The organism is Methylomagnum sp., assembly GCF_054333355.1.
In genome coordinates this window covers 1-12,256 of sequence record NZ_JBTEKS010000107.1, presented here as the reverse complement: position 1 = coordinate 12,256, position 12,256 = coordinate 1, and the positions used below count along the sequence as shown (strand labels likewise).

Annotated in this window: 13 protein-coding genes; all 13 read left to right on the top strand. The window is 60.7% G+C overall.

Going from position 1 to position 12,256, the window contains the following annotated elements; all coding sequences use genetic code 11:
* On the top strand, window positions 1-890 hold an 890-nt coding region (locus ACXWUF_RS10285; protein ID WP_458494584.1), incomplete at its 5' end, for a phosphoglycerate dehydrogenase.
* Window positions 891-900: 10 nt separating this feature from the next.
* A complete protein-coding gene (pheA, locus tag ACXWUF_RS10280) occupies window positions 901-2,007 on the top strand; it encodes a prephenate dehydratase (protein ID WP_458494583.1) in 1,107 nt (368 codons plus the stop codon).
* 134 nt (window positions 2,008-2,141) lie between these two features.
* Window positions 2,142-3,215 carry a histidinol-phosphate transaminase gene (gene hisC / locus ACXWUF_RS10275; protein ID WP_458494582.1) on the top strand — a complete coding sequence of 358 codons (1,074 nt, stop codon included), beginning with the start codon at window positions 2,142-2,144 and terminating at the stop codon, window positions 3,213-3,215.
* Complete coding sequence (locus tag ACXWUF_RS10270) at window positions 3,212-4,081, top strand: prephenate dehydrogenase (protein ID WP_458494581.1); 870 nt, start codon at window positions 3,212-3,214, stop codon at window positions 4,079-4,081. Before hisC ends, ACXWUF_RS10270 begins: the two co-directional genes overlap by 4 nt.
* Window positions 4,082-4,085: 4 nt before the next feature.
* Window positions 4,086-5,417, top strand: a complete 1,332-nt coding sequence (aroA, locus tag ACXWUF_RS10265; protein ID WP_458494580.1) for a 3-phosphoshikimate 1-carboxyvinyltransferase — start codon at window positions 4,086-4,088, stop codon at window positions 5,415-5,417.
* A complete protein-coding gene (gene cmk / locus ACXWUF_RS10260; protein WP_458494579.1) occupies window positions 5,414-6,079 on the top strand; it encodes a (d)CMP kinase in 666 nt (221 codons plus the stop codon). The genes aroA and cmk overlap by 4 nt, the downstream gene beginning before the upstream one ends.
* Window positions 6,080-6,186: 107 nt before the next feature.
* Complete coding sequence (gene rpsA, locus ACXWUF_RS10255) at window positions 6,187-7,857, top strand: 30S ribosomal protein S1 (RefSeq protein ID WP_458494578.1); 1,671 nt, start codon at window positions 6,187-6,189, stop codon at window positions 7,855-7,857.
* A gap of 51 nt (window positions 7,858-7,908) precedes the next feature.
* Window positions 7,909-8,223: an integration host factor subunit beta gene (locus ACXWUF_RS10250; RefSeq protein ID WP_458494577.1), complete on the top strand. Its 315-nt coding sequence runs from the start codon at window positions 7,909-7,911 to the stop codon at window positions 8,221-8,223.
* On the top strand, window positions 8,223-9,383 hold the full coding sequence (gene lapB, locus ACXWUF_RS10245) for a lipopolysaccharide assembly protein LapB (RefSeq protein ID WP_458494576.1): 1,161 nt from the start codon (window positions 8,223-8,225) through the stop codon (window positions 9,381-9,383). The genes ACXWUF_RS10250 and lapB overlap by 1 nt, the downstream gene beginning before the upstream one ends.
* A gap of 159 nt (window positions 9,384-9,542) precedes the next feature.
* Window positions 9,543-9,860, top strand: coding sequence for a ComEA family DNA-binding protein (locus ACXWUF_RS10240; RefSeq protein WP_458494575.1), 318 nt, complete (start codon window positions 9,543-9,545; stop codon window positions 9,858-9,860).
* A 417-nt stretch (window positions 9,861-10,277) separates the two neighbouring features.
* Window positions 10,278-10,598 carry a ComEA family DNA-binding protein gene (locus ACXWUF_RS10235; protein WP_458494574.1) on the top strand — a complete coding sequence of 107 codons (321 nt, stop codon included), beginning with the start codon at window positions 10,278-10,280 and terminating at the stop codon, window positions 10,596-10,598.
* A 122-nt stretch (window positions 10,599-10,720) separates the two neighbouring features.
* Complete coding sequence (cysC, locus tag ACXWUF_RS10230; protein WP_458494573.1) at window positions 10,721-11,344, top strand: adenylyl-sulfate kinase; 624 nt, start codon at window positions 10,721-10,723, stop codon at window positions 11,342-11,344.
* Window positions 11,341-12,222, top strand: a complete 882-nt coding sequence (gene galU, locus ACXWUF_RS10225) for a UTP--glucose-1-phosphate uridylyltransferase GalU (protein ID WP_458494572.1) — start codon at window positions 11,341-11,343, stop codon at window positions 12,220-12,222. Before cysC ends, galU begins: the two co-directional genes overlap by 4 nt.
* Window positions 12,223-12,256: the final 34 nt, after the last annotated feature.

Genomic DNA, 12,256 nt, shown 5'->3' with positions numbered 1-12,256 from the left:
CCGGCATGTTGCTGGCCGCCCGCAAGATTTGCCCGGCTTGGGACTACGCCCGCAGATTGGAAGGCGACGACCAAGCCATCCACAGCGCCGTGGAGAAGGGCAAGAAGCAGTTCGCCGGATTCGAACTGGCGGGCAAGACCCTGGCGGTGTTGGGCCTGGGTGCCATCGGCGTCAAGGTGGCGAACGCCGCCATCGACTTGGGGATGCATGTGGTCGGCTTCGATCCGCTGCTCACCGTCGAGAGCGCCTGGCAGTTGTCCTCGTCGGTGGCCCGCGCCGCCAGCGTGGATGACCTGATTTCCAGGGCCGACCTGCTGACCCTGCATGTCCCGCTCAACGACCACACCCGCCACCTCATCAATGCTGCCCGTCTGGACTTCATGAAGAAGGGCGCGACCCTGCTGAATTTCTCCCGCGCCGGCGTGGTGGACGAAGCGGCTGTGTGCGAGGCGCTGGATGCGGGCCGCTTGAACGCCTACGTCTGTGACTTTCCTAGCCAACGGGTGCTGGGCAATGCCAAGACCATCGTGCTGCCCCATCTCGGCGCGTCCACGGCGGAAGCCGAGGACAACTGCGCGGTCATGGTGGCCGAGCGGGTGCGGGATTACCTGGAACACGGCAACATCCGCCACTCGGTGAATTTCCCGGATGTGGTCCTGCCCCGCAGTAACCAGGGGGCGCGGCTGTGCGTTGCCAATGAGAATGTGCCCAATATGGTGGGGCAGATTTCCGGCGCGCTGGCCGAGGCCAATCTCAACATCATCGACCTGCTCAACAAGTCCCGTGGCGATTACGCCTATACCCTGATCGACCTGAATTCCGCGATACCGACCGAGACGCTGGAGCGCATCCGGTCCATCAAGGGCGTTTTGTCCGCCCGCGTCATCTGATCCCGCATCCATGGCGAATTCCACCCAAACCCCAAGCGGCGGAAATCCTCTGGCGGGCATCCGCCAGGAGATTGACAGCATCGACGACCAGTTGCTCGACCTCCTGAACCGCCGCGCCGCCTGTGCGCAACGGGTGGCGGACATTAAAACCGCCAGCGGCGAGGTGGAGTGTTTCCACCGCCCGGAACGGGAGGCCGAAGTCTTGCGCCGCATGGCGGAGAAGAATGCTGGCCCGCTGGGACGGGATGCGGTGGTGCGGTTTTTCCGGGAACTGATGTCGGAATGCTTGGCGCTGGAAAAACCGCTGGGGGTGGCTTTCCTGGGACCGGAAGGCACGTTTACCCAGCAGGCGGCGTACAAGCATTTCGGCCATGCCATCCAGGCGGTATCCCTCCCGACCATCGACGAGATATTCCGGGCCGTGGAGTCCGGGGCCTGCCAGTACGGCGTGGTGCCGGTGGAGAATTCCACCGAGGGCGTCATCACCCACACGCTGGATAGCTTTCTGCGGTCGTTCCTGATGATCGCCGGGGAAGTGAGCCTGCGCATCCATCACAATTTGATGGGACAGGTCGAGGCACCGGGGGAAATCCGCGAAGTGTTTTCCCACCAGCAATCCCTGGCTCAATGCCGGGAGTGGCTGGACCGTTATTTGCCCCACGCCAAGCGCACCGCCGTCAGCAGCAACGCCGAAGCGGCCCGACTGGCGGCGGCGACGCCGGGGACGGCGGCCATCGCTGGCGAAGTCGCCGCGAAGCTGTACGGTTTGCCGATTCTGGAGCGCAACATCGAGGACGAGCCGGACAACACCACCCGCTTCCTGGTCATTGGGCGCAACGCCGTGAACCGCACCGGCACTGACAAGACCTCGCTGCTGCTGTCGACGCGCAATTATCCCGGCGCCTTGTATGGCGTGTTGGAACCCTTCGCCCGCCACGGCATCAGCATGAGCAAGATCGAATCGCGGCCCTCGCGGCGGGTGGCCTGGGACTATGTGTTCTTCGTCGATGTGGAAGGCCATCGGGACGACCCGCCCGTGGCCGAGGCGCTGGCCGAGCTGGAACCGTCCGTCACCATGTTGAAGGTGCTGGGTTCGTATCCCCGAGCCTTGGCGTGAGGAAAGTGGCGAGTGAATTAGTAAAAAACCTCCCTTGACAGCACCCATTCCAGCCCCAGGCTCTTTACCACTCACCACTCACCACTTTCTTCATGCCGCCATCCGACCTAGCCATTCCCGGTGTTCGTGGCTTAATGCCCTACCAACCCGGCAAACCCATCAGCGAACTGGAGCGGGAGCTTGGCCTCACGAATATCGTCAAGCTGGCGTCCAATGAAAACCCCCTCGGCCCCAGCCCCAAAGCACTGGTGGCGGTCCAGAGGGTTCTATCCGAACTGCATATCTACCCTGATGCCAGCGGCTTCAAACTGAAGGTCTCGCTGGCGAATAAACTGGGCGTGCGCCCGACTCAGATCACCCTGGGCAACGGCTCCAATGATGTGTTGGAAATCCTGGCCCGGACTTTCCTGTCCCCCGATCACAACGCGGTCTTTTCGGAACACGCTTTCGCTGTTTATCCCATCTCGACCCAGGCCGTGGGCGCGAAGGCGCGGGTCGCCCCGGCTCACGAGGGTTCGCGTGGCCCCCGTTACGGTCACGACCTGGAAGCCATGGCCCGGCTGGTGAATGACGAGACGCGAGTGGTGTTCGTCGCCAACCCGAACAATCCCACCGGCACCCATGTGTCTCGGGATGAGCTATACGGTTTCCTGGCTGGATTGCCGAGCCATGTCATCGCGGTGGTGGACGAGGCGTATTCCGAATATGTCTCGGCCCTCGATTTTCCGAATGCGCTGGATTGGCTGGACGAGTTGCCTAATTTGGTGGTCGCCCGGACTTTCTCCAAGGCGTATGGCTTGGCCGGATTGCGGGTCGGCTACGCGGTGTCCAGCGAGGCCATCGCCGATTTATTGAATCGAGTGCGGCAGCCGTTCAACGTCAATGTGCTGGCGTTGGAGGCCGCGAAGGCCGCGCTGGATGACGAGGATTATTTGGCCCGCTCGGTTCGGATGAACGCAGAAGGGCTGGCGCAACTGGGCGAAGCCTTGGCGGCGCGTGGCTTTGAGACCATTCCCTCGGTGGGCAACTTCATCACCTTCGATCTTGGCCGGCCCGCCGCGCCCATCTATCAAGCGCTGCTGCGGGAAGGCGTGATTGTCCGGCCCATCGCCAATTACGGCTTGCCCAATCATCTGCGCGTGACCGTCGGCATCGCCGAGCAGAATATCGCCTTCCTGACGGCGCTGGACCGGGTGCTGGGCGCATGATCGAGCGCCTGTGCGTCATCGGCGTCGGCTTGATCGGCGGCTCCATCGCCCGAGCGGCGCGGGCCAAGGGTTTAGCCCGCACCGTGGTGGGCGTGGATGCGGACGGCGCCAATCTGAACAAAGCGCTGGCGTCCGGCGTGATCGGCCAGGGCTACTCCACGGTGGCGCAAGGCGCGGCGGACGCCGATATGGTCGTGATGGCGGTGCCGGTCGGTGTCAGTGAAACCGTGCTGCGAGAACTCCAAGCGGTATGGTCCGACCAGACCATTTACACCGACGCGGGCAGCACTAAGGGCGATGTCATCGCGGCGGTGGCGCGGGTGTTCGGTGCCGTTCCGGCCAACTTCGTGCCGGGCCACCCCATCGCCGGGGCCGAATGCAGCGGCGTCGAAGCGTCCAGGGCCGATTTGTACGAGGGCAAGCGGGTGATTTTGACCCCGCTGGACAGCACCGACCCCGAAGCCACGGCGCGGGTCGAAGCACTGTGGCAAGGCATGGGCGCTAAGGTTTCCCGCATGGACGCCCGCCATCACGACGAAGTGCTAGCCGCCACCAGCCATCTGCCCCATGTGCTGGCTTTCGTGCTGACCGAGATGCTGGGCCGTCAGGACGAGCAGCGGGAAATCTTTCAGTATGCGGCGGGCGGCTTCCGGGATTTCACCCGCATCGCCTCCAGCGACCCCAAGATGTGGCTGGACATCTGCCTCGCCAACCGCGCCGAAATCGTGCCGCTCATCGAGCAATACCGAACCGCCCTGGCCAACGCGGCGGCGCTGATGTCCGAGGGCCGGGCCGAGGCGCTTTATGATTTGTTCGCCAGCGCCCGAGGAGCGCGGCAACGATTCTTGGATCAATTGGAAAAATAACGATATGCACGACAACAATATTACCTTTCGCGTTCAACCCGGCGGTAGCTTGCGCGGTGAAGCGCGGGTGCCCGGCGACAAATCTATTTCCCACCGTTCCATCATGCTGGGTTCCCTGGCGGAAGGCACCACCCATGTCACTGGCTTCCTGCAAGCCGAGGACTGCCTCGCCACCATGAACGCTTTCCAGGCCATGGGCGTTGCCATCGAAGGGCCGGTGGATGGCCGGGTGACGATTCATGGCGTGGGAATGCACGGACTCAAAGCCCCGGCGGAACCGCTTTATCTGGGCAATTCCGGCACCTCCATGCGACTGCTGTCGGGCCTGCTGGCGGGTCAAGCCTTCGACACGGTGTTGACCGGCGACCCCTCGCTGTCGCGTCGGCCCATGAAGCGCGTGACCCAGCCCTTGGCGTCCATGGGCGCACAAATCGAAACCACCGAGACCGGCACCGCGCCGCTCAAAATCAAGGGCGGGGCCGCGCTCAAAGGCATCCATTACGACATGCCGGTGGCGAGCGCCCAGGTGAAATCCTGCCTGCTGCTGGCCGGGCTGTACGCCGACGGTGAAACCTCCGTCCGTGAACCCGCTCCGACCCGCGACCACACCGAGCGGATGCTGACGGGCTTCGGCTATCCAGTCGAGCGGGAAGAGGGCGGATTCGTCCGGGTGCGTTCCGGCGGCAAGCTCACTGCCAGCGACATCGACGTGCCCAGCGATATTTCCTCGGCGGCGTTCTTCATGGTGGGCACCAGCATCGCCGAGGGCGCTGATGTGACCCTCAAGCACGTCGGTATCAATCCCACCCGCACCGGCGTGATCGACATCCTCAAATTGATGGGCGCCAACATCGAATTGATTAATCCCCGCGAAGTGGGCGGCGAGCCGGTGGCCGACATCCGCATCCGTGCCAGCAAACTGCACGGCATCGACATTCCCGAAGCTTTGGTGCCGCTGGCGATTGATGAATTTCCGGTGCTGTTCGTGGCGGCGGCTTGCGCCGAAGGCGTGACCCGCTTGACCGGCGCCGAAGAGCTGCGGGTCAAGGAGAGCGACCGCATCCAGGTCATGGCCGACGGGCTGCGAATCCTCGGCGTGGATGCCCAGCCGACCCCGGACGGCATGATCGTCAACGGTGGCCCGATGGCGGGCGGCAAGGTGGATTCCCACGGCGATCACCGCATCGCCATGGCCTTCTCCATCGCGGCCTTGCGGGCGTCCGGCCTGATCGAAATCACCGATTGCGCCAACGTGAACACCTCGTTCCCGACCTTCGTGGAACTGGCGCGGGGCTTGGGTTTGAACGTCACCGCGTTACAGGGCGACGTGTTATGAGCGCCACCATTCCGGTATTAACCATCGACGGCCCGAGCGGGTCGGGTAAGGGCACCGCTAGCCGGGCCGTGGCGAAAAAACTGGGCTGGCATTTCCTCGACAGCGGCGCGATTTACCGCTCCCTCGCCATCGCGGCACTACGGGCCGGTACGCCGCTGGATGATGTGGACGCGCTGGTTCAGCTTGCGGAGGCCATGGATTTGCGGTTCACCGCCGACGATCCGCCGGGGATTCTTCTGAATGGCGAAAATATTGCCGACCAGATCGCCACGGAAACCACCGGCAACACGGCCTCCCGCATCGCGGCTTATGGGCCGGTGCGGAAAGCCTTGCTCGACAAGCAGCGGGAATTCCGCCAAGCGCCGGGTTTGGTGGCCGATGGACGGGACATGGGCACGGTGGTTTTCCCGGATGCGCCCCGCAAGGTTTTCCTCACCGCCAGCGCCGAAGTCCGCGCCCTGAGAAGATATAAGCAGTTGAATGAGAAGGGTATTCATGTTAGCCTTGCCGACTTGGCAAAGGAGATTGAGGAGCGCGACCGGCGTGACCGGGAGCGGGCCGAAGCCCCCTTGGTGATGGCCGAAGGTGCCGTTCTGGTCGATTCGTCCGAGCTAAGCATTGAGCAGGTCATCGCCCAAATACTGGATGTCGCCGCCGCTTAATCCCTTTTGGTCGAGTTTGTACTTCTAATGGCGTTGCCGACTTGGTCGGCAATATTTTTAATCCAAACCCCGAATGACCGCTGGGTCATTCATTAACGTGTCATTTTATGAGCGACAGCTTTGCAGCATTGTTTGAAGAGAGCCTGGTCAAGGCAGAAATGCGTCCGGGCAGCATTATCAAGGGCACCGTGGTCGATATCAGCTCCGATATGGTGGTCGTCAACGCTGGCCTGAAATCGGAAGGTGTTGTGCCGAAGTGGCAATTCCTCGACGCCGAAGGCCAGATTGAAGTCCAAATCGGCGATACCGTCGATGTCACCCTGGAATTGCTTGAGGACGGCCTTGGCGCCACCCTGCTTTCCCGCGACAAAGCGAAGCGGCTCAAGGCATGGCTGGATTTGGAACAAGCCTTCGAGAAGAATGAAACCGTTCAGGGTCGCATGACCGGCAAAGTGCGCGGCGGCTTCACCGTCGCCTTGGGCGCACTGCGGGCGTTCCTGCCGGGTTCCTTGGTGGATGTCCGCCCGGTGCGCGACACCGCCTACCTGGAAGGCCGCGACCTGGAATTCAAGGTCATCAAGATCGACCAGAAGCGCAACAACGTCGTGTTGTCCCGCCGCGCCGTGGTGGAATCCGAGTACAGCGCCGAGAAGGAAGCCCTGCTTGAGAATCTCAAGGAAGGTGCCATCGTCACCGGCACGGTCAAGAACCTCACCGATTACGGCGCGTTCATCGACCTCGGCGGCATCGACGGCTTGCTGCACATCACCGACATGGCTTGGAAGCGCGTCCGTCACCCGTCCGAAGCGGTACAGATCGGCCAGGAAATCCGCGTCAAGGTCCTCAAGTTCGACCAAGAAAAGAACCGCGTTTCGCTGGGTCTCAAGCAACTGGGCGAAGACCCATGGCTCAACATCGCTCGCCGCTACCCGCCGGGCACCCGTCTGTTCGGCAAGGTCAGCAACCTCACCGACTACGGCTGCTTCGTTGAGTTGGAAGAGGGCGTCGAGGGTCTGGTTCACGTCTCCGAAATGGACTGGACCAACAAGAACGTCAACCCGTCCAAGGTCGTGCAACTGGGCGAAGAAGTCGAAGTCATGGTTCTCGACATCGACGAAGACCGCCGCCGCATCTCGCTGGGCATGAAACAGTGCCGCGCCAATCCGTGGGAAGAGTTCGCTGGCACCCACAAGAAGGGCGACAAGATCAAGGGCAACATCAAGTCCATCACCGACTTCGGCATCTTCATCGGTCTGGACGGTGGCATCGACGGCTTGGTTCACCTGTCCGACATTTCTTGGAGCGCGACCGGCGAAGAAGCCATCCGTCAGTACAAGAAGGGCGATGAGGTCGAGACCGTCATCCTGGCGATTGACCCCGAGCGTGAGCGCATCTCCTTGGGCGTCAAGCAGTTGGAGCAAGACCCGTTCCAGAACTATCTGGCGACCCACGAAAAGGGCGACCCGGTGCGGGGCGTGGTCAAGGAAGTGGACGCGAAAGGCGCGGTCATCACCCTGGCCGACAGCGTCGAGGGCTATCTCCGCGCTTCCGAAATCTCCCGCGACCGCGTCGAGGACGCCCGCACCCAGCTGAAGGTGGGCGACGAGGTCGAAGCCAAGTTCATCGGCGTGGACAAGAAGAACAAGTCCATCACCCTGTCCATCAAGGCCAAGGATCAGGAAGAAGAAGCCGCCGCCATCAAGGGCTACTCGCAGCAGGCGTCCTCCGGGATGCCGACCTTGGGCGACATCTTCAAGGAACAGATGGAGAACAAGTAATCCGGCCAAGCAGGGGGGCCACTCAGCCCCCCTTTTCTTATGGAAACCACGGTGACAAAGTCAGAACTGATCAATCTCTTGGCGGAAAAGTACAGCCATCTCGCTTTCAAAGATGTTGAGTCGGCGGTGAAGGGAATGATCGACCACATGACAAACGCCCTGTCCTCCGGTGAGCGGATCGAAATCCGGGGATTTGGCAGCTTCTCGCTCCACTACCGCCCGCCGAGGGTGGGACGCAACCCGAAAACCGGGGATGCCGTCGAACTCACCTCGAAATTCGTTCCCCATTTCAAGCCCGGCAAGGAATTGAGGGACATGGTCAATCAATCCAAGGACAACAAGTTCACGCTGACGGCCTCCGGCTGATGCTTGAATTGCTGGCGCTCCTCTTGCCGGTCGCCGCGGCGTCGGGTTGGTACGTCGCCAAACGCCATTACACCCGGCGCTATTTCGCCGATCATGCCCGCCCGCTGACCCGAGCTTACTGCAAGGGTCTGAATTACCTGCTGCACGAAAAAACCGACAAGGCCATCGACGCCTTCGCCGACATTCTCGAAAGGGACTACGAGACGATAGAGACCCACATCGCGCTGGGCAACCTGTTCCGGCGGCGGGGCGAGGTGGAGAAGGCCATCGAAATCCACGAGAAGCTGGTCGATGACGCCAGCCTTGACCAGGCCCATAGGGTCCAGGCCAGTTATGAGTTAGGGGTGGACTACATGCGGGCCGGGCTGTTCGACCGGGCCGAAGCGGTTTTTCAGGTTCTCAGCCAATCCAATACCCACGCCAAGCCTTCGCTTCAACAGCTGCTGCTGATTTATCAGCAGGAGAAGGATTGGCAAAAAGCCATCGCCTGCACCCGGCAACTGCTGCGCTTCGCCAAGACACCCCGTGGCGAGAACGTGGCGCAGTTCCTTTGCGAACTGGCCGAGGAGTCCATACGGCGCGGCCAGCCGGGGGACGCCAGGAATCATCTGGCCCAAGCGCTCCGCGACGATCCCGGCTGCGTCCGGGCCAGCCTTGTGCAAGCCCGGCTGGAAATGGCCGCCGGGGAATATGCCGCCGCGCTGCAAGCTTTAAAGCGGGTCGAATCCCAAAATCCCGCCTACCTGCCTGAAATATTGGAATCCATCAGCCTATGCCATGAGCGGCTCGACAAAGGGCGCGAACTGGCGGCGTACTTGGAGGGCTTGTATCGAAAGCACGGCTTGGTCGAGGCCGCCGTGGTCCGCGCCGGGCGGATGCGGGAAACTGATGGTGCCGCCGCTGCTTTGGATCATTTGCTGACGGTGCTGGGGACGAACTCCAACTTCCAAGGCTTGCGTCACGCGGTCGCCTTAATGGCCGAACCCGGCATCGCGGCGGAATGCCGGGACTTGAAGCGGGTCGCGCTGATTGTCAATGCCCTGGTGTCGAAGATTCCCCGCTATCGCTGCGTCGAGTGTGGCTTCAGTGGCGCGGAGCTGCATTGGCGCTGTCCATCCTGCCAGCATTGGAATTCCATTGTCCCCGCAAAAGGCTCCTAGTCCCGATTTCCGTTGGCGTTAGGTCGGCGGCCACCCAAGCCTTCGGCAGCCTGAAAGTCAAGCTAAGAAGTCACGGGAAGCGCTAGCAAAATTCCCTGCCTTGTCGCCATAATTGGACTATTGTATGGCTTCCTTAAAACCCACCCATTTGGGGGACATATGCACAAGTTCATTTCCGGCATTCTGGCTCTGGTTTTGTACGCTGTCGCGCCCGTGGCGTTCGCGGAAGCTTTGGACATCAACACCGCCACCGTAGAGCAACTCGATCAAGTCATGGTCGGCGTGGGTAAGGCAAAGGCCCAGGCCATCGTCCAGGACCGTGAGAAAAACGGCAAATTTAAGTCAATTGATGACTTGGTTCGCGTCAAAGGCATTGGGCCAAAGGCTATCGAGAAGAACCGCGATAAACTCACCGTCGGGGAAGCGGCGCCGTCACCCCAACCCGTGCCGCCCACCAACCCAAAACCCGCCCCTTAATCAGCTTCGCCATTGCGACCCAACAAGGCTCCTGAGCAGGAGCCTTGTTATTTCCCGCCATATCGCGTCATGTGACACTCGCCCGTTTTCTCCCTCTTCCGGTCACTGCCATTAAGTTAAGCTTGAAGCTGGAATCCAAAGAAATCTTAATAAACTCGCAAAGTCAAGACCAATAAATCACTGTCTTAGCTCGAAAGATGTCACTGCACCCGTAGCTCCGCTTGGCTTAAGTTATAGCCTCCTTGAACACTAGAGTTGTTCCCGATGCCATTTCTATCTAAATCAAAAGCTTACAAGCATTGAGACACTGAACATGAGTGCCATTTTGGGGCTTTTAAGTGATCTCAAGCTTAGAAGCCTTGATTTTCAAGGGCTGCGCGGTGGGAACAACTCTACTTAACCCATTTGGAGGCTACCATGCGTCACTTCATCTTCGGCATCCTGGCGTTGATCCTGTCCAGCATCGCGCCCGCCGTTTTCGCGGACGTTCTGGACATCAACGCCGCCACCCTGGAACAATTCGACCAAGTTATGATCGGCGTGGGCAAGGTGAAGGCGGAGATCATCCTCCACGACCGGGAAAAGAACGGCCCGTTCAAGTCGGTTGACGATTTGGTCCGCGTGAAGGGCATTGGCCCGGCCACTGTCAAAAAGAACCGCGCCAAAATCACGGTCGGCAGCGCGGCTCAAGCCGTCCAATCAGCCACGGCGCAACCTGCCCCCGAGCGTGCCAAATAAACCCACCCCCCGCATTCAATACAAAAGAGGCTCCCCAGCGGAGCCTTTTTTGTATCTATATCACGGTAATAACGGGTTTCACGGCTAAAATAAGCGCTGTTCCCAACAATTAGGAAGTCCCGATGAGTTCGAATATCAAATGGCATGACGCCGCCGTGACGAGGCTGCTACGGCAAAGGGCGAACGGCCACAAGAGCTTCATTCTGTGGTTCACCGGGCTGTCCGGCGCGGGCAAGTCCACGCTGGCGCACCGCGTGGAGGAAATGCTGTTCGAACGGGGCTGCCATACCTATGTCTGCGACGGGGACAATGTCCGGCATGGGCTGTGCGCCGACCTTGGCTTTAGCGCCGAGGGTCGACGGGAGAACATCCGGCGCATTGGGGAAATGAGCAAGTTGTTCGTCGATGCGGGCGTGATCGCCTTGACCGCTTTTATTTCGCCGTTTCGGGATGATCGGCAAATGGTCCGGTCCCTGGTCAAGCCGGGCGATTTCATCGAGGTCTACTGCGACGCCCCCTTGGAGGTCTGTGAAGGGCGGGACGTGAAGGGGCTGTATCAAAAGGCGCGGCGCGGCGAAATCCTCGAATTCACCGGGATTTCCTCGCCTTACGAGCCGCCGATTGACCCCGAAATCACCGTTCATACGGGCCGCGATGGTCTGGAAGCGTGCGCTAGACAGGTCATCGCCTATCTGCAAGATCGGGAACAAATCCAGTCATCATTCATTGAGGGAGTTCAATTATGAAGAAAGTCGTCAGAAAAGCCGTGTTTCCGGTCGCGGGTTTGGGCACCCGCTTTCTGCCGGCCACCAAGGCCAGTCCCAAGGAGATGTTGCCCATCGTGGACAAGCCCTTGATCCAATACGCGGTCGAGGAGGCCATCGCGGCGGGTATCGACACCTTGGTGTTCGTCACCAGCCGGACCAAGGGCGCTATTGAGGACCATTTCGACAAGGCTTACGAACTGGAAACCGAGCTGGCGAATCGGAACAAAACCGAGACCCTGCGCATCGTGCAGAACATCGTGCCGTCCCATGTCTCCTGTGTATATATCCGACAGGCCGAAGCGCTGGGGCTGGGGCACGCGGTGAACTGCGCCCGTGCCGTGGTCGGGGACGAGCCGTTCGCGGTGCTGCTCGCCGACGACATGATCGACGACAACCAGAGCGGCTGCTTGTCGCAGATGGTCAAGGTGTTCGAGCAATGGCAGTGTTCGATACTCGGCACCGAGCGCGTCGATCCGTCGGAAACCCAGAGCTATGGCATCGTTAAAGCCAACGCCATAGAGGAAACCCTGAGCAAGCTGGAAAGCATCGTCGAGAAGCCCAAGCCCGAGAACGCGCCGTCCAATCTGGCGGTGGTGGGCCGGTACATCCTGACCCCGGCCATTTTCGACAAGCTCGACAACGTGACGCGGGGCGCGGGCGGGGAAATCCAGTTGACCGACGGCATCGCCATGCTGCTTCAGAACGAGCCGGTGCTGGCCTATGAATTTTTCGGCAAGCGCTACGACTGCGGTTCGAAGCTGGGTTATTTGATGGCGACCGTCGAACAGGCATTGAAACACACGGAAGTCCGCGAGAGCTTCAAAGCCTACCTGGCTGGTTTGAAGGTCGATTATTGATGTGAAAGACCGACTCGGTTTTTGAAACCGAGTC